The sequence below is a fragment of the Photorhabdus akhurstii genome, assembly GCF_019090985.1.
In the GTDB taxonomy this organism is placed as follows: domain Bacteria; phylum Pseudomonadota; class Gammaproteobacteria; order Enterobacterales; family Enterobacteriaceae; genus Photorhabdus; species Photorhabdus akhurstii.
The window spans coordinates 5,186,185-5,208,948 of the sequence record NZ_CP020335.1 but is presented as its reverse complement, the minus strand read 5'-3'; the positions used below and the strand labels follow the sequence as shown (position 1 = coordinate 5,208,948).

The 22,764-nt window shown below is 44.0% G+C and carries 18 protein-coding genes; 6 read left to right on the top strand and 12 right to left on the bottom strand.

Annotated elements, in window-relative coordinates; translation table 11 throughout:
- Positions 1-353: 353 nt before the first annotated feature.
- From fecE to fecI, 7 genes are all read right to left on the bottom strand, one after another.
- On the bottom strand, positions 354-1,121 hold the full coding sequence (gene fecE / locus B0X70_RS22315) for a Fe(3+) dicitrate ABC transporter ATP-binding protein FecE (protein WP_217470430.1): 768 nt from the start codon (positions 1,119-1,121) through the stop codon (positions 354-356).
- A complete protein-coding gene (gene fecD / locus B0X70_RS22310; protein ID WP_217470429.1) occupies positions 1,122-2,078 on the bottom strand; it encodes a Fe(3+) dicitrate ABC transporter permease subunit FecD in 957 nt (318 codons plus the stop codon). It abuts the gene before it with no gap.
- Entirely contained in the window at positions 2,075-3,073 is a 999-nt protein-coding gene (gene fecC, locus B0X70_RS22305) for an iron-dicitrate ABC transporter permease FecC (RefSeq protein ID WP_217470428.1), read from the bottom strand. Before fecC ends, fecD begins: the two co-directional genes overlap by 4 nt.
- Positions 3,070-3,978, bottom strand: a complete 909-nt coding sequence (locus tag B0X70_RS22300) for a Fe(3+) dicitrate ABC transporter substrate-binding protein FecB (protein ID WP_217470427.1) — start codon at positions 3,976-3,978, stop codon at positions 3,070-3,072. The genes fecC and B0X70_RS22300 overlap by 4 nt, the downstream gene beginning before the upstream one ends.
- A 59-nt stretch (positions 3,979-4,037) precedes the next feature.
- Positions 4,038-6,398, bottom strand: coding sequence for a TonB-dependent Fe(3+) dicitrate receptor FecA (gene fecA / locus B0X70_RS22295; protein ID WP_217470426.1), 2,361 nt, complete (start codon positions 6,396-6,398; stop codon positions 4,038-4,040).
- An 85-nt stretch (positions 6,399-6,483) separates the two neighbouring features.
- The gene (fecR, locus tag B0X70_RS22290) at positions 6,484-7,449 is read right to left on the bottom strand and encodes a ferric citrate uptake sigma factor regulator FecR (protein ID WP_217470425.1); all 966 of its coding nucleotides are present in this window, start codon (positions 7,447-7,449) and stop codon (positions 6,484-6,486) included.
- A 1-nt stretch (position 7,450) separates the two neighbouring features.
- Positions 7,451-7,978, bottom strand: coding sequence for a ferric citrate uptake sigma factor FecI (gene fecI / locus B0X70_RS22285; protein ID WP_046395763.1), 528 nt, complete (start codon positions 7,976-7,978; stop codon positions 7,451-7,453).
- A 2,185-nt stretch (positions 7,979-10,163) separates the two neighbouring features.
- Here fecI and B0X70_RS22280 point away from each other — a divergent pair.
- Positions 10,164-10,640: a very short patch repair endonuclease gene (locus tag B0X70_RS22280; RefSeq protein WP_105399380.1), complete on the top strand. Its 477-nt coding sequence runs from the start codon at positions 10,164-10,166 to the stop codon at positions 10,638-10,640.
- A gap of 245 nt (positions 10,641-10,885) precedes the next feature.
- A complete protein-coding gene (locus tag B0X70_RS22275) occupies positions 10,886-11,986 on the top strand; it encodes a DNA cytosine methyltransferase (protein ID WP_046396326.1) in 1,101 nt (366 codons plus the stop codon).
- 85 nt (positions 11,987-12,071) lie between these two features.
- Here the strand turns inward: B0X70_RS22275 and B0X70_RS22270 are convergent, their stop codons facing one another.
- Positions 12,072-13,082: a restriction endonuclease gene (locus tag B0X70_RS22270; RefSeq protein WP_217470424.1), complete on the bottom strand. Its 1,011-nt coding sequence runs from the start codon at positions 13,080-13,082 to the stop codon at positions 12,072-12,074.
- A gap of 238 nt (positions 13,083-13,320) precedes the next feature.
- A complete protein-coding gene (locus B0X70_RS22265; RefSeq protein ID WP_046397199.1) occupies positions 13,321-14,451 on the bottom strand; it encodes an ISAs1 family transposase in 1,131 nt (376 codons plus the stop codon).
- Between the two features lie 695 nt (positions 14,452-15,146).
- On the opposite strand from B0X70_RS22265, the gene B0X70_RS22260 reads away from it, so the two are divergent.
- Together B0X70_RS22260 and B0X70_RS22255 are read left to right on the top strand one after the other, a co-directional pair.
- On the top strand, positions 15,147-15,899 hold the full coding sequence (locus B0X70_RS22260) for a sulfite exporter TauE/SafE family protein (protein WP_217470423.1): 753 nt from the start codon (positions 15,147-15,149) through the stop codon (positions 15,897-15,899).
- A 108-nt stretch (positions 15,900-16,007) separates the two neighbouring features.
- Positions 16,008-17,195: an MFS transporter gene (locus B0X70_RS22255; protein WP_217470422.1), complete on the top strand. Its 1,188-nt coding sequence runs from the start codon at positions 16,008-16,010 to the stop codon at positions 17,193-17,195.
- Positions 17,196-17,245: 50 nt separating this feature from the next.
- Here the strand turns inward: B0X70_RS22255 and B0X70_RS22250 are convergent, their stop codons facing one another.
- Together B0X70_RS22250 and B0X70_RS22245 are read right to left on the bottom strand one after the other, a co-directional pair.
- The gene (locus B0X70_RS22250) at positions 17,246-17,560 is read right to left on the bottom strand and encodes a CcdB family protein (protein WP_036810272.1); all 315 of its coding nucleotides are present in this window, start codon (positions 17,558-17,560) and stop codon (positions 17,246-17,248) included.
- 2 nt (positions 17,561-17,562) lie between these two features.
- Entirely contained in the window at positions 17,563-17,799 is a 237-nt protein-coding gene (locus B0X70_RS22245; protein ID WP_036778251.1) for a type II toxin-antitoxin system CcdA family antitoxin, read from the bottom strand.
- Positions 17,800-18,290: 491 nt separating this feature from the next.
- Between B0X70_RS22245 and B0X70_RS22240 the strand changes: the two genes are divergently transcribed.
- Entirely contained in the window at positions 18,291-19,637 is a 1,347-nt protein-coding gene (locus tag B0X70_RS22240; protein WP_217471793.1) for an NCS2 family permease, read from the top strand.
- 273 nt (positions 19,638-19,910) lie between these two features.
- Positions 19,911-21,560: a Na+/H+ antiporter gene (locus tag B0X70_RS22235; protein ID WP_217470421.1), complete on the top strand. Its 1,650-nt coding sequence runs from the start codon at positions 19,911-19,913 to the stop codon at positions 21,558-21,560.
- Positions 21,561-21,765: 205 nt separating this feature from the next.
- Here the strand turns inward: B0X70_RS22235 and metR are convergent, their stop codons facing one another.
- Positions 21,766-22,722: an HTH-type transcriptional regulator MetR gene (metR, locus tag B0X70_RS22230; protein ID WP_217470420.1), complete on the bottom strand. Its 957-nt coding sequence runs from the start codon at positions 22,720-22,722 to the stop codon at positions 21,766-21,768.
- Positions 22,723-22,764: the final 42 nt, after the last annotated feature.

Here is a 22,764-nt window from a genome sequence, read left to right as displayed (position 1 = left end):
GCTGAATAAAAAAGTTGATGCAATGACGATGAAAAGATCTTTAAATGTTACGGAGCTAATAAATATATCTAACCGGTTAAGATAAAACCAAATAACAAACAACGCAATGAACCCCATGATGGCCGTAGGTGTAATAACTCGTTTGACTAAATTTATTACTTCATTACCTATGTCGTTGCTGCCCATCTTGCATATCCTTTCAGTTAAATAAATGCTTGGATTCATATACATTCAAGCTCAGCTTTGTGGGTTGGAAGGAATAAGTAATTAATCCCAACACAACCTCTAACAAAAAGCCGAACATATTAAGCCGTACTAGAGAAGAGAGCTAACACGCTACACTAGTTCCCCTCCTAACACACTACACACATTGGTTTACCTGAAACTGGTTCGGGGTGAATTTCCGCTTTAATGCTGAATACCTGCTGTAATAATTTCGGGGTCATGACCTCCTCGGGCGAGCCTTGGGCGACAACCTGCCCTTGGGAAAGCAGCACCAGGTGGTCACAGTACCGGCTAGCCTGATTGAGGTCATGAAGTACGGTCACGACTGTTTTTCCTTCGTTGTTCAGTTCACGCAGTAGCTTCATCAATTCCACCTGATGGTTGATGTCAAGATATGTAGTGGGTTCGTCGAGCAGTACCACTGGTGTATCTTGGGCCAGAACCATTGCCAGAAAAGCGCGTTGGCGCTGCCCGCCTGAAAGATCGGTAACGCGTTTATCGGCAAGATGGCTAATCTGCGTTTTTTCCATTGCTTGTTGTACAAGGTGACGATCATGAGATGCTAAACGCCCCCAGAATGTAAGCCAGGGGCTGCGTCCGTATGCAACCAATTCATGGACAGCGATCCCCTCTGGTGTGAGAGGATGTTGCGGTAAGAGCGCCAGATGTCTGGCGAGCTTGCGTGAGGAAAAGTGCGCTAAAGGTTCACTATCTATTGTTATCTTTCCAGATAATGGCGTTAATAGCCGCGAAAAGCATTTCAGTAATGTCGATTTCCCACAGCCGTTGGGGCCGAGCAACGCTGTGATTTTCCCTGTCGGAAGGGTGAGCGACAGGTCATTTAGAATGCGTTTCTCCCCGTAGCCCGCAGATAACTTTTCCGTAGCCAGTTGCATTTAACGTGTCCTCACTAAAAGCCAGAAGAAATAAGGGGCTCCAATGATGGCGGTCAGTACGCCAGCAGGCAGTTCCATTGGTGGTGCTATGCTCCTTGCCAGCAAATCGGCTAGCAGCAGAACCTGTGCGCCCATAAGCATGGATGCTGGTATAAGCCAGCGATGCCGTCCTCCCACAAGTCTGCGAACGAGATGGGGCACCACGAGGCTGATAAAGCCAATCGGCCCGCAAACAGCGACGCCTGTTGCGGCAAGCGCTACTGCCAGCATTAATCCCCAGGATTGTACGTGCAGAAGCGAAACGCCCAGTGTGCTGGCGCTGTCATCACCGAGCGCCAGCAAATCTAAATCGCGACAAAAGCGCAGGCTGAACGGTATCAGTATCATCAATACTGGCAGGGCTGTAGCCACAAACTGCCAGTCGCGTCCCCACAGACTGCCGGTCAGCCACAAAAGCGCGTTATTGATATCTTGTGGGCGTGAGAGCATTAGGTAGTCGGTGATACTTGTCCAGGTAGCTGAAAGTGCCACGCCAACTAGTGCAAGGCGCAGCGGCGAAGAGGGGCCGGCAATCGCCCGCAGCAGGATTAGCGCGGCCATTCCACCACCAAAAGCAAGGAGAGGAAGCCACTGTACCGGCAGAGAAGGGAAGAGGATCAGTGCGCTTACGGATGCCAGGCTTGCTGCATGATTTACTCCCAGTACATCGGGGGAGGCCAGTGGATTACGAACAATGCCCTGAACCAGAACGCCGGAAAGCGCCAGCGCGGCGCCTACAGTGATGGCGAGTAAAATACGTGGTAGGCGGTACTGTGTTAGCACAAAGTGGTGTTTGTCACCGGGTTGCCAGCCGCTTATTAACGCTTCCCAGGGAAGTGGTTGTGCGCCCATGCGTAGCGCTAGCACCAGCGTAACTGCCAGCAATATTACTAACAGCGAGATAACCTGACGATTCATGTTCGCCTCCTTGCCAGCCAGACAAAGCAGGGTGCGCCAATCAGAGCCAGTACCGCTCCTGCCGGGAGTTCTCCTGGCCAGGCCAGCGCACGGGCCAGTAAATCGGCAAGTAGCATAAACACCGCTCCCAGCAATATGCACATTGGCAGTGTGCGGCGCAGATCATAGCCGACCCAGAAACGCGCCAGATGGGGCATGAGCAGGCCAATAAACACGATCGGCCCCGCCACACTGACGCAAGCCCCCACCAGAGTCAGTACCGCCAAACTGACGAAGATACGCAGGCGAGTTAGATTCACGCCAAGTGTATGGGCACTGACATCGCCGGCGTTGAGCAGATTAAGCGATTTCGCCAACAATAAAACCACAGGTGCAGTGACCGCTACGAAAGGGAATAGTTGCCAGAATTCAGGCCAGCGGACATGGGAGACTCCACCCGCTAGCCAGTAAAAAATGCCGTAAGCATGCTCTTCGGCAAGCAGTAGCGTAATACGTGTTAGTGCCATACATAAGGCAGATAAGGCAATGCCTGCCAGAATTAGCTGGTTGCGATCGTATTTTTGCTGCCAGCTACCACTTGCGGCCATCACCATCATCCAGCTAATTCCACCGCCGCAAGCCGCCACAAGGGAAATGGAATATCCGGCCAGCGGCGCTGGGCTGAAAGCGCTGACTAGCGCCATTGCCAGAGCTGCGCCACTGTTAATGCCCAGTAAGGAGGGTGAGGCCAGCGGATTATGAGTGAGCGTCTGGAGTAGTGCGCCGGCTAGCGCCAGAGCTGCGCCGAGCAGAATAGCAACCAGACTGCGTGGTAGCCGCAGATTAATAACCAGCGCTTCAGGCAGCGTCGGTGTATGACCCGGCACCAGTGCCTTGAGCGCACTGATGGCAGGAATGGGAATAGAGGAATAGCAAAACAGACTTAGCCAGAACGCACTAAACAGTGCAACCAGCGGCAATCCCCAAAGCCAGACCGGATGATGGCGGCGTCTCATGGTGTTTCATTAACTGGCTGATGATGGAAGATTTTTACCGCATCACTGCCAATGCGTTCAGCGGCAAATATCCCGCGCATACGAGCCCAAGTGTTGCTGTCTACTGCCGCTATCTGATGTTTGTGCTGTGCTGTCATCATCTGCCACAGAGTATCTTGCTGCCAGCGCTTCACAATGCTCTCCTGGCGATAGTGGGCCACGATAAGCCAGTCAGGATTGAGTGCCAGTAACTGTTCCAGGCTGAGGGAAGTCATTGCTGCATGGTTAATTGGTGTAGGAACCTTTAGCCCTAATGCCGTTAGGACGCTGCCGGTATAGGTATCGCTGGAGTGCAGGTTAAATTGCTGTTCGCGCGAGGTGCCAAAAACTACACTGACGCCTTGTGGCAACTGGCTGGCATAGCCTTTCATGCGTTCACGGTGCTCTGCCAGCCGTTGTTGCATCTCACTCTCTTTCCCCATCACTTTGCCGATGATCGCGGCAGATTGCAGGTTTTCTTCATAGGTTTCGTTACGGGACTTTAGCAGCAAAACGGGAGCGATGCTCTTGAGTGCCCGATAGATCCCCGCATGACGTTGACTGTCTGCAATGATGAGATCAGGTTTCAGTGAGCTGATGGCTTCAAGGCTTGGCTGGGCGCGAGTGCCCGTTGATTGCCAGGGTTTAATACGCTGGCGAACATCCGTGAGGATGCGCTGCGGATCGTTATCATCGGCAATACCCACCGGGCTGATATTGATGGCGGCCAACGCATCAGCAAACGACAATTCCAGCACGACCACGCGCTGGGGAACGGTATCGAGAGTAAAACTGCCTTGCTCATCCTGTACCGTGATCGCAATGGCATGGGGCAGGCTGGTGAAGAAGAGCAAAACGATAAACATAACGTGAATCGGTGCAAGCATAGCTTAACTCCAGAAATAGCAAAGCCGGGCAATGGCCCGGCGAACGGATTAATGTAACGTTAGAATTTTACAGAACCCTGCATATAGAACGTACGTGGCTGCCCGGCGTAGATGCCTTTGTTATTGTCATCATAGGAACGGGTGTAATACTCGTGGTCGAAAATGTTTTTCACCCCAAAGGCCAGACTCAGATTAGCCATTTGTGGACCGAAGTCATACGCCACGCGGGTATCCCACAGCATAAAGCCTGGAATGCGACCGGTGCTTCCATTGGCGCTTTCTTGCACGGTATTAGCGTTATCAGCAAACTGGCTGGATTGAGATGTGCTATTGAGGTTGAAGGTCCAGTTACCCGGTTTGTAATCTATGCCAAATGCGCCTTTATGTTTCGGTGAGAACGGTACTTGATTCCCGTAGGTGTTGCCTTCTTCACGAATTTCCGCGTTGACATACGTGTAGCTGGCGTAAACCGAAACGTTATTCAGTTTAGGCGTAAGTTCCGAAAGATCGTAACGTGCCTGAGTTTCCAGCCCAGTATGTCGGGTTTTTCCACGTGCCGTAACGGTATCGTTAGTCTGGTTGGAGTCGTACTGATTGTTGAAGTTAATCAGGAACAGCCCCATTTCCGCAGCCAATGCGCCGTCGTCGTAGCGGGTTCCGACTTCCCAAGTTCGGGCCTTTTCAGGTTCTACATTGCCGCTTTTCACCGCCTTGCCAATTTGGCTGTACTGTACGGTACCGAACGAGCCTTCCGTATTGGCGTAAAGATTCCAGCTATCAGTAACGTGATAAAGAACATTGAGTGCAGGCAGTGGCGCATTGTAGCTTACTTCCTGGCGAGTGCCTTTCACATTGTTGTTTTGGAAGGATTTGATATGTTCGAATCGTATCCCAGGCGTGATGGTCCAGTTGCCGATATCAATGCGGTCATCAATATACCAAGCATGTGCCTCGGTGCCGGAGCGGGTATTACGGTCATAAGGGCTTGATGTGCTGGGTAATTCGCCGCTGCGGGTGGCGGTGTAGTAACGCATTTCGTGACTGGATTCATTCACATAACGGTAGCCAATCCCTACTTCGTGGGCCGAAGGACCTAAATTGAAGAGCTGGCTATAGCGAGGTTCGATGCTGCGCACCCAATATTCGCGCGGAGAAAGGGTAATGCGCTTGCCTTGCTCAAGATAGCCGCTGCGCAAGGTATGAGTATATAAGCCCTGAATATTGAATTTGTGCTGTTGGTCGGGTTGATACTGGTAGCTGAGACTTGCGAGCTGACGGCGGCCCCAGAAGCGGTCATACGGGCGAGTGGATTGCCAGCGATTGGCATTGTAATCGGCGCGTGAAAGGCCGCCGGGCATATCCGCGCTGCCATCGTAATATTGCAGTAGGCTGTTGAAGGTATGTACTTCATTGGGTGCATAGCGGCTTTTGAGCATCACGTCGTCAATGTGCGTGGCGCTGTGCTCGCGCCAGTCGCTGCCGCGTGTGCCGGAGTAGAGAAGCGCTGTGCCGAAACCGTTATCTGCCGTACCGCCAATCATCAGATTATGGGTTTCTTTTGGATTATTTTGTGAGGATGTGGGACTAAGCTGGCCTTCTACGCTTGCGTCAATACCAAAATTCTGCGGGATAGCGCGGGTCACGAAATTCACCACACCACCTACGCTTTGTGGCCCGTAGCGCACAGCGCCGCCGCCGCGTACCACATCTATTGCGTCCATGTTGCCTAGAGATACGGGCGCTAACGATAGCTGTGGCTGGCCGTAAGGCGCGAAGGGTACCGGAACGCCATCCATCAGAACCGTAGAACGGCTGGCGAGACGTGGGTTCAGGCCACGAATGCCAAAGTTCATCGCCAGATCGTGACTGCCGGTACCGTTGTTTTCCGGTGCGTTGACGCCGGGAATGCGGTTCAACACTTCACGCATTGTGGTTGCGCCTGTTTTAGCAAAATCTTCCCGGCGGATGACATCACGTGCGCCTGCATGTTCAAACACGTCAGCTTCACGCGCACTACCTAGCCAGTCGCCTACCACGGTCAGCACGTCTTTCTGCGCAGCAGGGGCGGGTTCGAGTGTGAACGTGTTATTGCCCAATGTTTTTACCTGCAAATCAGTGCCGGCCAGCAAGGTGTTCAACCCATCGGTGATGGAGTAATTGCCGTGTAGACCACTACTCTGTTTGCCGTGGGTTAAGCTGGCATCGACTGAAAGGGTAATACCGGCGTGGGTGGAGTACTGATTAAGAACTTTATCCAGTTCTCCTGCATTAATGTCATAGTGTACGCTAGCTGGCTCTACCGCAGCATACGTTATCCCTGAGGTTAGGCAAGCCACCGGTAACAGGCTCAAACGAATCGCCATTACCAGCGGTGTTGCTTTGTGAAGCGCGCGCAGTGGCTGTGCACGTAAAGGCATCATAACGTCTCCATAATCATTTTGTTGCTGTATTCATTTATGAAGTCGAACGAGGAAACAAAAAGGGACAATTGAAAATGATTATTTTTTACGTTAACGATTTTTCTACAGGCAGAACATTTACCCAGTAACGGGTAATATATTGAATTTTAACGGGAAGTGTCTTCCCTATGACGGATAATATCGTATCGGTATTTTTTATCGGGAAAGTACCGCTTAACCGTAGCGAGGCGATGGCTGGGTCGCAGCGTAATATACCGCTTCGATAACGGGCGAGAGTTGCTATCACTTCACTCAGTGGCTTATCGCTGAAGCTTAGTATACCCTGCGTCCACGCGTTGTCTTCGTCGGTTGCCGCGGTCAGTTCACCAAAATCGGTGGCGCTGAATCTTAGGCTTTCACCCTGACGCACAATACATTTATGGTCGGCGCCGGTCAATATCACCTCTACGGCATGTTGCTGCACGCTAAGGAGTGTGGAGTTGGCTTCCTGACGAACCGTAAACTTGGTGCCTAGCGCGGTCAGTTGTGCATGGCGGGTTTGTACACGCAACAGTTTTGCCTCGGTATCATGTCCGGTAGTGATAGCAATTTCGCCATACCGGAGATGTACCAGACGTTGTTGAGGGGTAAAATGGACATCTACGGCACTGTCGGTATTGAGTGTAAGCAGTGTGCCATCGCTCAGTCGATGGTGGCGAATATCCCCTTTAGCAGTATGATAATCGGCCCGCAGACCTTCCCCCACTTCCGAACACCACAGTTGCCAGCCACTGCCAGCTCCTAGTAACAACAATATGCCTTTCATCACCCTGCGTCGCGACAGGTGAGTTTCCTGAAGTGCGTGGCTTGCCACATTACCTGGTACTACAAGCATCTGATTGCGCAGATTTTCCACTTGCTGCCATGCCCACTGATGATCTTGATGCTGTTCGTACCAGCGTTGCCATTTTTCAGTTTGCAGCGGACTTACCTGATCGCTACTCAGTACAGCATACCAGTGCGATGCCGATTTTAATGCCTGGCGGCGAGAATGGGTCAACATGGTGTTCATATCAGAGTCCATGCTCCAGGCGAAACAGCAGGCAGTGTTCAGTGGCTTTGGCCATATATTTTTTCACAGAACTGACGGACACATTGAGGCGCGAAGCGATGTCGCTGTAGGTCAGATTTTCAAGCTGAGACAGTAAAAACGCTTGGCGCGTTTTGTTGCTCAGACCATCGATCATCTGGTCGATTTGCTGGAGTGTCTCAAGTTGACACTGACGGATTTCTGGCGAGGGCATAAACACCTCGGGCCGTTGCTCCAGCAGTTCCAGATAGGCTTTTTCCAACGCGTTGCGGCGAAACAGATCGATCATTACCCTTTTGGCGATCGTGCAGAGGAAAGATTTTTGGTCGCGAATGGTTTGTAGCGAGTCGCCGGCCATCACGCGCAGGAAGGTATCCTGTGCTACGTCATCAGCGTCAAAGGACGATTGCAGTTTGCGCGTGAGCCAGTTTTTCAGCCAGCCATGATGCGCGCCATAAAGCGATTCAAGGGTTAGCTCAGCGTTAGCGGAAACAACAATGTGGTCAGACATAACCTATAGCATCAAAAATCAATAATCACGGCATCATCTTAATGTGAGAATAGTTATCATTACAATCATTACTAAGGTTTTTTATTTCATATTGATGTGACTTAAGTCGGTGTATCCATAAGATCTGTGTTTAGTTTCTTTAATAGGTTGGAGCAAGTGGGTTAATGAAGACTGAGCTGTGGTTGGAAAAAAACTGAAGCCAGTTCATAAAGAATAGTAGAGAGAGGTGAAAGTTGGTGCGACCGACCAAGAAAGTGGATTTAAACACTGAGCTAATTAACCTAAAGAGCGCTTTTTACTTACTCCGCAGATCCCGATTTGCTCGGGTTAGACTGTGTGGTTTATCGTTTTTCGGCTATCTGAAAGCAAAGGGTTATAAAGATTTTCTCTCATTCAAGTAAAAGTAAATACGTCTTATCCTGAACGTGATAAAACAGGTATTAAGAAAAATCGCTTTTGTCTATCAGTGTGGTTTTAAAATCTGGAAAAGAGGCCAGCGTATCATGAATAAATAGGTAAAAACTTAAATCATTAAAGGTAAAAAGAAGTGATTAAGGATTTTTAAAAGCGGGTAAAAATCTGATGCTATATTGACATTGAAAAAGAAAACATCGGAGAAAACAGGTTTTAAATTGATTAACCAAAGTGATAAAATAACAGTGTTAACCCAATAATACGATGTTATATCAAAACATTTAACGGGATTAACGGGATTAACGGGATTAACGGGATTAACGGGATTAACGGGATTAACGGGATTAACGGGATTAACGGGATTAAAATTTATTAAAGAAATGGGCGTTGATATTAATACCATTAACATACCTTTTACCCTTTCTGGTTTTAAACCGCGTTAGGAGATGAAAAAAACTATTATATTTGCATAAGCTATCTAATGAAAACCATTTGTTAAATGAATTTTTATTTAAAAATATGAAAAACCTCGGAATGGGAATTGCTTTACAGATTTATTATCTTTATTAACGTGGTTCACTATCTCTTTTTACCTGCGTATTCTTTTTTTTTGTGATTATACGCTTATTTTTAACAGTGATTAATCAGCTAAGAGTAAAAAAACAGGTGCTCCATTAATGCGAGGTTTTTAAAAGGTGAAGGGTGACTAAAAACGGCCTATTTACTACCATGTTTAATGTATTTATCAGCAATGGTGTTATTCGATTTTTTTATATTTAACTATAACCAGCAATGGCTATTTGAAAATGTAAATGCAGGGGTATTGTTTTTTATGTAATTGATTTAAATAAATTAGCTTTTTTTAGTGAGAATAGTTAATTGAATCTAAATTTATTAACAGATAATTGAAAATAAACCAGCGCGTAAAATAATATTATTGAAACAGAAGGATATGAAAGTATTTTACTGCCGTTATTTTATGAAAAAAACCGTAAAAAATAATGAAATAAAAAAGGATAAAATGGTTGATTTGGTAGGATTTAATCTCTTAAAGATAGGTTGTTATCCGAAAAAATAAGGGTAGTGACCTATAAAAACTGATTAAAGTTCCTGATAAGATAGTGTCAGTAAATATAAAAAGTAGGCGTCAAAAGTAATAAAAAACTGTTAAATCTTTATGCTGATTAAATAACTTTCTAAAATAGTGCTACACCTTACACACGTTACGTGACATATAACTCTATATATAACAATTGGTTGAATAAAACCACGTATAGCGTGATTATGAAACCTTATTTAAAATCAGTGGTTGAAAAAATGAATTTTAACAATAGCTTAAAACCTACCCATCATAAAGCTGTCAATGAAAACTTAGAAATAAAAATGGGTTTAATTAATGCTTATATTTCCAGGAAAAAAGATAAATAAGAATATGAATCTGCTAATTCGATAATCTATTTTTCAAAATGAGTCGCTTTAATAGTGTTTTCAATCGGAGAATAAACCCTGTCATAAACCAGTTAAATAATTGATGATAAAAAATCGGCATAACAAAATCCCCAGATAAATGATTTAACCGAATACAAATTGGGTTACTTGCAGCGTTATTATATTGCATTTGTTGTACAATTCTGTGATGCCTTAAATACGTCAGTTTAAATTACAGTCTCAAAAAAGAGGTCAGATATTTTTAGATAGTATAGAGGGGAGGTAAATTTAGTTTGTGAAATATGCTATAATTCTATTTGTTTTTGTTAAGGAGGAAAATGGAATGAAAGCGATATCAAAAATTAAACGCTCGCATATCATGAGATCTATACACTCAAAAAGCACAAAGCCAGAAATCATTGTTGAAAAAATCCTAAATAATCTTGAGATTAATCACATATCCCAATGTGAAAAAATATATGGCAAACCAGATTTTGTGTGTGTCGAGCATAAAGCCGCCATACTTGTTAATGGCTGTTTTTGGCACAGTCATTCGTGCCACATGTTTAGGCCGCCAAAATCTACAAGTGAATATTGGACCAAAAAGCTCAAAAATAATATAGAAAGAGATATGCGTGTTATATCTAATTTGAGCAATCTTGGTTATAGGGTTCTGGTTGTATGGGAGTGTGCATTGTTAGGGAAGAAAAAACTGGATAGCATTATTTTGCAGGATTGTATTGAAGAGTGGATTTTTACAGGTATTAGAAATTGTGAGATAGACTATCAAGGGATTAAACTTATGCAGTCGTTGTGCTAGTAAGCTTAAACAGTGAAGATCGAGAAATCATCCCTCTCTCCTTTCTTTGACTCATTAAGCTCTCACTCCATCCTTCATTATGGCGTTTTTTATACGGTTTTGCGCACATTTAAAAAATAAAAAATCAATAAAAACAACATGATAAAAATAAATAAATTATTTTCAACTTATGTTGTGCACACATCAGGTTTTGTTTATCATGTATAAAGGATCAGGTTAAGGCCGATGAGAACGAGAGTGAAGAAATGACAACAAGCATTACATCAGAAATTAAAAGCGAGAAAATCCATTTACGGATTACTCCATCTCAAAAGGAAATATGGAAAGCTTTAGCTGAGGCGCAAGGTGTAAGTTTAGCAGCATGGATTGAAAATAAAATATCGATGGCATTAGCATCGAATAGTGATATCTTTCAAAAAGAAAAATATAAATTGGTTTCGCTTTTTGCTGGTTGTGGCGGAATGGATTTAGGCTTCTGTGGCGGTTTTTCTGTCTTGAATAAAGAATATAAAAAAACAAAATTTGAAATTATTTGGGCTAATGAATTCAACCCCAATGCAGTAAAAACATATAAAAAAAACTTTTCTCATGATATCGTTGAAGGCGACATATGGGAACTTATCGATTCAACCCCTACAGAATGTGATGTACTGATAGGAGGCTTCCCCTGCCAAGATATATCTATCAATGGTAAAAGAGCTGGCGTAGACGGAAAGCGCAGCGGTTTATATCTTGCTATGGTCGAAGCTGTTAAACGCTCACGACCAAAGATTTTTATTGCTGAAAATGTCAAAGGGCTACTCATGAAATATAATGAAGAGTCTTTAGCCCGTGTTATAAAGGATTTCAGTGAATTGGGTTATAATGTTAGTTATAAACTATATAATTCAGCCAATTTTGGTGTACCCCAAACGAGAGAGCGAGTTTTTATTGTTGGAACATTACATGGAAATCCTTTATTCAAAGAACCTGTTGATATTCTCCATAAAAACGAATGGTTGACTTGTTATGATGCGATTCATGATTTAGAAACCGTTGATGAAGATCGCAATCTTAATCATATTTGGAGTAAGGCTAAAAAAAGTCCAGACCAAGGAAGTAGACGTTTAAAGAAAGATAAGCCATCTCAGACTATAAGAGCGGAATGTCATGGTAATATTCAGTTCCATTATAAATTAGATCGTCGTATTTCGATGCGAGAGGCTGCGCGTTTCCAGTCATTTCCTGATAATTTTGTTTTCGAATCGAACTTGAGGGAAACCGAAAGACAGGTTGGAAACGCTGTTCCACCGGTTTTAGCTTGGCATTTAGCGCAAGCCGTTGAAGAATATCTCGATAAATTATAAGCAATATATTTAGAATACCATGACTGTTATTTGTTATCAGTCATGGTATTGTTGCAAAGACTTAGAGGGCGTTCAGAATTCTGTGTCACGTTAATTTAGCGGTTATAAATAGAGTTTCTGATGGTTTCCATCCTACAGCATAGGTATCTGCCAGTTTTAACCAGTACTTAATTCTTTCTTCTTTGGGAAGAACTACTCCCCAATACTCTTCAAATAAGGCATCTTCTAATTCATAAAACGCTCGAAGCATTTCGATCTCTATATCTTTTAATGCCCTTTCTATATAATTGCCACCTCTTTCTGGCGACGATCTCATTGCGACACTTCCAGCAGAAAATAAATCTCTAGCTTGATTACATAATATGCCATAATATGTTAGAAGGAACATTGTCACATCATCGTATTTTCCTGATACTCGGCTAGATTTAACAATCTGTGGACAAAGTACTGCTGATTCTGCTCGATACTTTCGCTTCTCCGGCTGAGAAAGTTTTGTATATAGCCTTACTTCCAATGGTAGAGTTCTTTCATCAGGTTGATCATCAATCCACCAAAGCCTTTCACCGGGCTTTAACCTATTTTTTGCATACTTTCTAATGAAGGGCATTTTTTCTTCCGGACTTAAAATCCTGAAGTCGTTATAGCTTATATTGAGCTTATCGAATAATGGTTCTTTGGCATTAATTTCCACTTCAAATCTTGGAACATGAGACGTTCTTACGTGCATGATACATTCTTCATAACGCCCCCATTTAACTTCTGGTTCTCCGCCAATTTTTCCAAAAAGTAGATATACATAATCTACTCCCTGCTTACGACTCCCTTCGAAAATGCTATTTGCTATTGATCTCCATGTATTATTATCTGAATATTTTACTTCTACACCAAAGTTTCCAATAATTATGTCTGGAAACTCTTGTGCAGGCGGATTCATATCTACAGATAACCTCATGTCCGTTAATATCTCTCCTAAAACCTCTCTGACTCTTTGCTCGAATTTTTTTGAGTTATGATGCTCGTTTGATGATCTCAAGTCTTGAGTGAGTTTTTCTGTTGTCTTAGTTAATAAGGTCTCAAAAATTTGGCGCTCTATCATTTTTTATCTAACATCTTTTCTATCCATATATGCCATTAGATTACAACGACATGTACCGTGGTCACAAGTTATAATAAAGTTATTAAAAATCAATTAAATAGAGCAAGATACCAAAGAAAAGACTCGGCATTAAGATAATTTAAAACAATGATAGCTGGCAGAGTCCCCTTAACATACCGACAATTGTGTGATGTACCTACAAAACTTCGTAGCTCATGCAGGGCAACCGCATGAATGCTTAAATATTATTCAGATTAGAAAATCCTGCTTGTACGACTTGTTCCAGAAATTGCGTTTTCATCCAGGCTCGCATTCGTTTCTTTCTTATACTTAATTTGCTGCCTTCTGTTTTCAGCATATTCAAGGCAATTCGCCTCAATATCGCGATATTTTCCGCCGCATTTTCTCGATAAATCTGACAATCATCCTCATGAAACGTCGCATCCAATACCCAATGGAGATTGTTCTCAATACGCCAATGGCTGCGCACTGCCTGAGCTAAGCTTTCTTCTGTCAGGGGGGCTGAGCTGATGTAATAACGATACTCCAGACTGGGTGATTGGCCTTTTTCTTGCCGGTAACCCATGACAACACCAAGGGTTTTTAATTCCGGCCAGGCGGGGAATTCTGCTTTGAGTGTCTCGGCACTGATGACATGACTTTCCCGGATTTCAAGGCGTCCATGCGACTGTTCCAGCATGACTTTTTCTCTTACCGAAGGCGCGATACGCTGGGCTTTTAACGCCTTTTGAATCGCCCTGTGGAGATGTTTTTGGTTATCTTTAACACTGAACAAATAATCCGCACCCGCATCAAGGAGTGCCTGAGCTATCCGGGTCTGACATCCCATCGCATCAAGGGAAACCAACGCGCCTTTTAGGTCTAACAATTTAATCAGCTCAGGAATAGCCGTGATTTCATTGGACTTCTTTTCTGTCCTAACCTGACCCATCACCAGTTTATTCGTGGTGGCATAAGCGCTCACCAAATGCAGCGTGGAAAGGCGCTCTTCCGGTGAATAAGCGCCCCGCAATACTTTACCGTCAATGGCCACTAATTCGCCCTGGGTGAGTTCATGAACAGCCTTCATCCAGTTGATAAAACAGAGGTTAAATTGTTCCGGGTTAATGCGCGAAATAAGGCGGGCAAACGTATCATCAACAGGGACACCTTCTTTGAACATGCCTTGTTTCAGGAACCAATCATGGTGCCCTTCGGTATACTCCTGAATATCACTCCAGCCTTCTGCGCCCGCAATCACGGCACACAGTGACGAAAACAGGATGTCAAATAAAGGATAGGTGACTTTCGCACTCTGGCGAGGGTCTTGGATTGCCGAAAAATGAAGGGTAAAGTTCTCAAGGCACATGATATAGGTTTTCACTCTCAAAAGAGAGTATAAGATCACAGTGCTTTATTTGAAGCAACCTATTTTATTTTTGGCTAAAAAACATTCGTGATCTTGCCCTGGTAGCTCATGAGTTTTACTGCCTATGTTTCTAGTTGTTTCGTATAGAAAACATCTGATAAAATAGTAGCCGATTTATAATTAGCACTGTATTTTTCAGTAAATTAAACCATTCTTCTTTTATGCTTTTAATACGTTAAAATAATTTCATATTGTTTTTTTTAAAAAACTATTTTCTCGCTCGATTAACGCTTAAATACCTGTTAAACCGTTATAATCTTGACAGGTTAATCCGTCGGAGCTTTCACCATCGTTGTATGAATGGTATTAATAACAATATCAATCCAATCTAACGAAATACCATTCTTTTTAAGATCGCCCTCTGGTTTGTTGGTGGTATCGCTTTTATCTTGCCAATACCCTTATATGTTCCCAATATACGGTAAGTGATTTATTGCTAGTAAATATTTTTAATTGATTGTAATTTCAATATGTTATTTTTCCATCAGGACCATACCAGCATCATGTGTACATTAAGTATATCTTTAACTAGCGTGTCCAGTTTTTTGTAGATTGGCCTGACAAATGACAGGAAAAACTATTAGTATTGGGAAAATGATCACTTTAGTTTGAAAACCGTTTTCAGGGAAATAGAAATGTTACACGTAATTGCATGGCCTGATCTGCTTATTTGCATTTTTGTCGTTTTCTTTGCTTATCTGGTTTTTGGTATGGCCGGGTTTGGTTCTGCACTTATTGCTAGCCCCATTCTGGCATTTTATATTCCTATAGCGAAAATTGTTCCTATGCTTGCGTTGGTGGATTTGACTGCCGTAGTGATTAATATTACCAGAGAGGGTAAGAAATCAGAGTTTAGTGAGATCAAGTTAGTTATTCCATTAATGGTTGTCGGTAGCTTGATTGGCGCCGCTATTTTATTGATGGCCCGACCTAATGTTTTAGTTCTGGTGTTGGGGTTATTTGTTGTTTTCTATTCAATTTATTCGCTATTTTTCAGTAAAACCTACCGTCAATTCCCCGCTAAAGCCGCCATTCCATTTGGGCTAAGTGGCGGTATTTTCAGTGCGCTATTTGGTAGTGGGGGTTTCCTTTATGCAATTTATCTGACTGGGCGGATATCTGATAAGGAGGTTTTCAGGGTTACTCAGACGACTTTAATTGGTTTCAGTACCCTGACGAGAGTGATTATTTTTGTTTTCATGGGTATCTATCTGGACACCTCATTTTTGTTATTGATACTGGTATTTATTCCAGCCATGTTGTTGGGGATCTATTTTGGCCGTCAGGTGACACTGAAAATCTCCAGAGAAACATTCTTGAAGTTTATCAATATTATTGTGCTGGCTTCGGGCTTAATGCTGATATATCGTTATATATTTACTCTTTAAAATAATAACTAATCGGAATTAATATATTCAATATAATATTATTAATTTGTTGTTTTTAGTTCATTTCATATTTATTCTTTTTATTTTTGCTGGATAGATATAAATAAAATGAACAGTCGTGACTATAGAAATAATAATTTTTTTGCCATTTTTACTATTACTACGAGTGTCGCGGTTATTGGCATTGTCATTGGTTTGACGATCCCAATGATAGCGTTACGCTTGAATAGCCAAGGTATCGATGAGTTGTACATTGGTTTAATTTCTGCGGCTCCGGCGTTGGGGGTTCTTTTGAGTGCTCCGGTAGTCCAGAAAATTGTAGCTCTGGTAGGTAAGAAACACGCCATGATGATTGCAACAGGGGTTTCTGCTGGCAGTTTGCTCCCACTTTTGGGTTCGTTGCCGATGGAGGTGCTTTTTCCTCTGCGGCTAATGACTGGCGCTGCTAACGGGTTAATGATCTGTCTAGGTGAAACCTGGATTAATGAACTCTCTGAAGAGAATAAACGAGGCAGGGTATTGGCTGTTTATACGACGGTTTTTACTATCAGTCAGTTGCTTGGCCCTTCTATCATTGCTTTTTATGGTATTGAAGATAAAGCGCCGATATTGATTTGTACTCTGATCCATATCATCTCCCTGGTACTTTTTGTCATGGTAGATCAGAAGAAAGGCGATAAATTGCCGCAACACAGTAAGAAATCCAATTTCTCTATTGTTCAATTTGTGAAGGTTGCACCGGCGATCTGTGGTGGTGTGCTGTTTTTCTCTTTTTTCGACGGGACCATTCTTTCTATGTTACCCATATACGGAATGAGTTGTGGGTATGTCGAAGCCGTAGCAGCACTAATGATAAGTGTTGTTCTTGCTGGCGATGCATTGATGCAGCTCCCGTTTGGTTGGCTGGCGGATCATATGAATCGTATGCGTTTGTACCAGATTTGTGGTGTAGCAACGCTCGGAGCAAGTACGTTACTGCCATTTGCTATGGCGCATCACTATCTTATCTGGCCTCTGTTGATTGCTTTAGGGGCAACTGCGGGGGCTATCTACACCATTGCATTGGTCCAAATTGGTCAGTATTTTTCAGGAAATGATCTGATAGTGGCTAATGCTGCGGCGGCTATGTTGTGGGGGATTGGGAGTTTGTTTGGGCCGCTGCTTGCCGGTATAGCGAGTTCAATGACGTCATCAGGTTTACCTGTTCTACTTGTCATCATTGCAGCACTGTTTCTGATTTCAACAATGGATCGGTTCAATCCACAGTGTGATAAAAGTGAAGTGTTCAGTCGATAGCTGTACTGGTGTAAAAGCTGGCTGTGAATGGCAGTCAGCACTTATCCAACTTAAATACCGTCAAAGAGGAAATCGAGTGCCGCTTTTACCTGATTACGGTATTGCGATGCATCGCAAAATTCAGCACCCAAAGCATGAACAGATATACTGGCTAGTTCGTGAGTCATGACAGCATATTCTTTATCGTCTATCAGCCTGATAAGGGGGATCATTCGAACAGGGCGACTGCTGCCAGGATATTTTTCAATTGGCAGCAGTGGGATCACAATTCGGCGGTTTAACTGCCCGATAATGTCACTCGTGACGTCCAGCAACAGGGGATAAACAACAGTTTTCCCAGTATTACGATAAACGGTGAATTGCATCGCTAAAATGTCCTGTATTCATCACTGAAACAACCATGTTCGTCATGGAAACGGTTTAATACCTCCAGAGCTTCCCTATTATCTTCCTGCCATTTCAGCGCCTCGCGATGGCGTAATTCGGCATCCAAGGCGGCGGTCAGTGTGGCACTAAAGTTAATACCTGCTTCACGTGCCCGGTTCAGTAAGCCTCGTTCTACAGTCATTGTGACGCTCTGTGTGTTGCGTTGTCTTGCTGTCATGATTTATCTCCGGTATTGAGTCTGCGTGTAGTTTACACGTATATGGACACGAATTATAGTTCTGAATGTCGGTTTTTTCGGCTTGTTCAGCGTTACCATTCGTTACTTGTAACGGCTCGCATTTCATTTCGTCCGGCTCACAATAACTGCAAATGAAATTCATTTCATGGTGAAACTGTTGGATCTTCCTTGTCGTCTAAGGCTAAACATTGTAATTAACTATCGTAAAAAGTTTAATCTCCAGAAGTCGTTCTTCTAATGTTTGGTGAAATAATACTGTTAGCTATTGATTTCGACACTATGATCACTGGATAATCTTTCGCCTTAAATTCTCTCTCTGTTTTCTATTCTGAAAGCCAAACGATTGCTTTTATGTTTTGTTGAACCGATTGGTGCAATATTCATTAAGTGTTGCGTTATTAAGCAAGGTAATCGTTTTCGTTTGATTAGGAAGCAGAAGAAGTACTATGAACATAATGCAGGGGAATGACATGTCAGGCATTCAGGCACCAGTTAAATGCAAACTGGATAAGTATTTTAAATTGACCGAACGTGGCACAACGGTACGCCGTGAAATTCTGGCAGGGATCACAACTTTCTTGGCGATGGTTTATTCAGTCATCGTTGTACCGGGAATGTTAGGGCAGGCAGGGTTTCCCCATACTGCTGTCTTTATTGCGACTTGTCTGGTTGCCGGTTTTGGTTCTTTGTTAATGGGGTTGTGGGTTAACTTGCCAATGGCAATTGGTTGTGCAATTTCGTTGACTGCATTTACTGCCTTTAGCTTGGTTTTAGGGCAGCAAATCACTATCCCGGTTGCACTCGGTGCGGTATTTCTGATGGGGTGTTTGTTTACGGTGATTTCTGTTACCGGTATTCGTTCCTGGATTTTACGCAATATACCAATGGGTATTGCGCATGGTGCAGGGATTGGTATTGGACTGTTTTTGTTACTGATTGCGTCAAATGGTGTTGGTCTGGTCATTAAGAATCCACTGGAAGGTCTGCCTGTTGCTCTGGGATCGTTCACCTCTTTTCCGGTTGTGATGACTCTGCTTGGGCTGGCTGTTATTTTTGGCCTGGAAAAATTGAAAGTTCCCGGTGGTGTGTTGTTAGTGATCGTGGTGATTTCTGTTATTGGGCTGATTTTTGATCCGGCAGTGAAATATCAAGGGTTTTTTAAGGTACCAAGTCTGGGCGATGACGGTCTGTCCTTGATTTTTAGTATGGATATTATCGGGGCTTTGCAGCCAATTGTGTTACCTAGTGTGTTGGCGTTGGTAATGACTGCGGTGTTTGATGCCACCGGTACCATCCGTGCAGTAGCAGGGCAAGGGAATCTGTTGGATAAAGGCGGGCAGATTATTAATGGCAGTAAAGCGCTAACTGCCGATTCGGTTAGTAGTATTTTTGCCGGTGCTATCGGCGCTTCTCCGGCTGCGGTATATATTGAATCAGCCGCGGGTACCGCAGCCGGTGGTAAAACAGGTTTAACCGCAACAGTTGTCGGTATCCTGTTTCTGTTAATTTTGTTCTTTTCTCCACTTTCCTATCTTGTACCGGCGTATGCCACGGCGCCGGCGTTGATGTATGTTGGTTTGCTGATGCTGAGTAATGTCAGAAAGCTGGATTTCGATGATTTTGTTGGGGCAATGTCCGGTATGCTTTGTGCGGTCTTTATTGTCCTGACCTGCAATATTGTAACCGGTATTATGTTGGGTTTCAGTTCGCTGGTTGTTGGTCGTATCTGTTCCGGTGAATGGCGCAAATTGAATATCGGTACAGTGGTAATTACGATCGCTTTAGTAGCATTTTATGCTAGTGATTGGGCTATTTGATTGATTAAAAAGTGCGTAAGCGGTGTTCACCCCTGCGCACTTTGCCATTTCTTGCGATTACTTTTAAATTCTCAATTATTTCCCCCGCTATTTATCTGATTAGTTTACAATATTCCTGCAATTCTTTCGGATACGGCTCCGTGTGTATCTACCTTTTTCGATTGATTCAGTTATTTTAGTCTTAAGATTTATTCTCACTGTTTTTGTGTTAACGGGAAGAAAGAGAGTTTCAATCTGTATACCAACGGTTCTTAGGTAAATTGTAAGGGCAACATGGAAATATTCTTTACTATTCTGATCTTGATTTTGGTGGTTTCAGTTTCTGGTGTTCTGACTAAAGTGATTCCGTTCCGCATACCTCTGCCGTTAATGCAGATTGCAATGGGAGCATTGCTGGCTTGGCCACACTTTGGCTTACATGTTACTTTTAATCCTGAGCTATTCCTCGTTCTGCTAATTCCTCCTTTGTTATTCGTTGATGGCTGGAAAATGCCAACCAGAGAGTTTTTCCAGTACGGACGGGAAATTTTCATACTGATGCTGGTATTAGTGCTGGTTACTGTTGTCGGTATTGGTTATCTGATTTATTGGCTGATGCCAGGCATTCCGTTAATTGCTGCTTTTGCTCTTGCTGCTGTGCTATCGCCAACAGATGCGGTGGCTTTATCATCCATTGTCGGAAAAAGGCGCATGCCTAAGCGCATGATGAATGTGATGGAAGGGGAAGCGTTAATGAACGATGCTTCCGGCCTGGTAGCCTTAAAGTTCGCTGTAGCGATAGCAATGGGAACGATGGCATTTTCTGTTACTGGCATGACCATAGAATTCGTCAAGGTTGCTATTGGCGGTTTGTTATCCGGTATTGCAGTAACTTGGTTGTACAGTAAATCCCTGCGTTTAATGAATCGTTGGAGCGGTGGCGATCCAGCAACCCAAATTGTTTTCATGTTGCTGTTGCCGTTTGCTTCTTATTTGATTGCGGAACATATTGGCGTTTCCGGTATTTTGGCTGCGGTTGCCGCAGGTATGACTATCAGTAAATCAGGGGTTATCCGTAATGCGCCATTAGCGATGCGTTTACGTGCTGATAGCGTCTGGTCAATGTTGGCGTTCGTGTTTAATGGCCTGGTGTTTATCATGTTGGGCCTGCAATTGCCGGGGATCTGGCAAACTTCCGTTGTACAGGCAGAACTTGATCCGACCGTTGAAACCTGGATGCTGTTCGCCGCGGTCGCAGTGATTTATGGCGCTCTTCTACTGCTGCGTTTCTGCTGGTTATGGCTGATGAAGAATATCAGCAAAGTTTTTATGAAAAAAAATCCACTGAATTTTGCGACTTATACCACTCGTGAATTATGGCTGGCATCTTTTGCCGGAGTTCGTGGAGCAATCACGCTTGCTGGCGCACTGTCTGTACCTCTGTTTCTGGCGGATGGTTCGCCATTCCCGGCCCGTTATCAGCTTATCTTTATTGCTGCGGGAGTCATTCTGTTCTCGTTGTTAATTGGCGTTCTCTCTTTGCCATTCCTGTTACGGGGCATTCAAGCTTCTGATAAAGAGGCAGATGTCAGTGAGGTACGAGTGGCGCGGGCAGCGATGGCGGAAGTGGCGATTGTTAGTATGAATAAGATGGAAGAGCGTCTTTCTGCTAGTCCCGAAGAGCAATTGGATGCTGAGGTTATTACTGAAGTTGCTTCCAGGGTAATTGGTTATTTGCGTCGCCGTACTGTGGGGCAGGATGAGATAGAACATAACTTGCTAGTGGAAGATTTGGAACGTCGTTTTCGTCTGACCGCATTGAGGGCAGAGCGTGGTGAGTTGTATCATCTGCGTGCAACCAGAAAAATCAGTAATGAGACATTGCAAACCTTACTGCATGATTTGGATTTACTGGAAGCTCTGCTGGTACAGAAAGAGCACTGATATCTTGTAGTTTGTTGGTGGTTACGACAATCTTGCGAATCACTTTATTCAGCCTGATCGGTGAATATCTCACTTGTCAGGTTGATAGCTGATTTGTGGTGTTTACTCGTGTCTGGCTGGTGGCATGAGTTTTTGCATCATAGATACCGGAACCCCCTGGCAATAATGAATAATACGTTGGTTCCGGTGGAATGGTTGGTAAAATTTACCATTGGAGGGAGTTTGGTTGCTGCGTTGTTCTGGGGTCATCGACGTTTAATTTTGCAATTCCTTTTACGAATGGCAGATTATCCATCGCGTGTTGACGAGCGGAATGGATAAATGCGTCAGTTTCAGGCTGATACTGCTCGCCTTCACGAACGGCAGCGTACAGTCTGCTCCATAAACCTTCTCCCAGTGTTTTAGTTACCACTAACCCTTGCCTTTCAAATGTCTCAACAACCCAATGTGGCAGGGCTGCGATTCCCATGCGGGCAGCGACCATTTGGATCAGTAACAGCGTGTTATCCACATTTTTCAACGTAGGGGCAACCCCCGCAGGTTGCAAGAAACGCCGCCAGATATCGAATCGCTGACGCTGAACGGGGTAGATCATCAAGGTTTCATCAATTAAATCTTTTGGCTGAATGTGCAATTTATTTGCCAGAGGGTGATCCGGAGCGACAACCAGTTTGACCTCATAATCAAATAGCGGTGTGTAGTGCAAATGACTCTCCGGGAGAATATCTGATGTTAAAACGACATCCAATTCCCGTTGCAGTAATGCTGGCTGTGGATCAAAAGTAACGCCGGATTTGAAATCCACATTGACTTGGGGCCAGGTTTCTCGGAAATGCTTGAGTGCCGGTGTCAGCCATTGAATACAACTATGGCATTCAATGGCGATACGTAGATTTGTTTGGCCCGGCTCTTTACATTCGCGGAGTGCATTTTGAACCAGAGGAAGCACTTGTTCTGCTAGTCGTAATAAAATTTCACCCTGTGGCGTGAAGCGAAGCGGTTGACTTTTACGGATGAACAACCGGAAGCCAAGGCGATGTTCAAGATCGCTGAACTGATGAGACAAAGCGGATTGTGTTTGATGCAGATGATTGGCTGCCGCTGCTAATGAACCGCAATGACTCAATGATTGTAGTGTTTTTAGATGTTTTATTTCGATCATGAGAAACCTTCAGGATGATAATGAATAAATTGCGCTTGTGGT

Coding starts and splice junctions, on each gene's coding strand:
- fecE (WP_217470430.1), bottom strand. CDS start 1,121: ATGCAACTGGCTACGGAAAAGTTATCTGCGGGCTACGGGGAGAAACGC.
- fecD (WP_217470429.1), bottom strand. CDS start 2,078: ATGAATCGTCAGGTTATCTCGCTGTTAGTAATATTGCTGGCAGTTACG.
- fecC (WP_217470428.1), bottom strand. CDS start 3,073: ATGAGACGCCGCCATCATCCGGTCTGGCTTTGGGGATTGCCGCTGGTT.
- B0X70_RS22300 (WP_217470427.1), bottom strand. CDS start 3,978: ATGCTTGCACCGATTCACGTTATGTTTATCGTTTTGCTCTTCTTCACC.
- fecA (WP_217470426.1), bottom strand. CDS start 6,398: ATGATGCCTTTACGTGCACAGCCACTGCGCGCGCTTCACAAAGCAACA.
- fecR (WP_217470425.1), bottom strand. CDS start 7,449: ATGAACACCATGTTGACCCATTCTCGCCGCCAGGCATTAAAATCGGCA.
- fecI (WP_046395763.1), bottom strand. CDS start 7,978: ATGTCTGACCACATTGTTGTTTCCGCTAACGCTGAGCTAACCCTTGAA.
- B0X70_RS22280 (WP_105399380.1), top strand. CDS start 10,164: ATGAAAGCGATATCAAAAATTAAACGCTCGCATATCATGAGATCTATA.
- B0X70_RS22275 (WP_046396326.1), top strand. CDS start 10,886: ATGACAACAAGCATTACATCAGAAATTAAAAGCGAGAAAATCCATTTA.
- B0X70_RS22270 (WP_217470424.1), bottom strand. CDS start 13,082: ATGATAGAGCGCCAAATTTTTGAGACCTTATTAACTAAGACAACAGAA.
- B0X70_RS22265 (WP_046397199.1), bottom strand. CDS start 14,451: ATGTGCCTTGAGAACTTTACCCTTCATTTTTCGGCAATCCAAGACCCT.
- B0X70_RS22260 (WP_217470423.1), top strand. CDS start 15,147: ATGTTACACGTAATTGCATGGCCTGATCTGCTTATTTGCATTTTTGTC.
- B0X70_RS22255 (WP_217470422.1), top strand. CDS start 16,008: ATGAACAGTCGTGACTATAGAAATAATAATTTTTTTGCCATTTTTACT.
- B0X70_RS22250 (WP_036810272.1), bottom strand. CDS start 17,560: ATGCAATTCACCGTTTATCGTAATACTGGGAAAACTGTTGTTTATCCC.
- B0X70_RS22245 (WP_036778251.1), bottom strand. CDS start 17,799: ATGACAGCAAGACAACGCAACACACAGAGCGTCACAATGACTGTAGAA.
- B0X70_RS22240 (WP_217471793.1), top strand. CDS start 18,291: ATGTCAGGCATTCAGGCACCAGTTAAATGCAAACTGGATAAGTATTTT.
- B0X70_RS22235 (WP_217470421.1), top strand. CDS start 19,911: ATGGAAATATTCTTTACTATTCTGATCTTGATTTTGGTGGTTTCAGTT.
- metR (WP_217470420.1), bottom strand. CDS start 22,722: ATGATCGAAATAAAACATCTAAAAACACTACAATCATTGAGTCATTGC.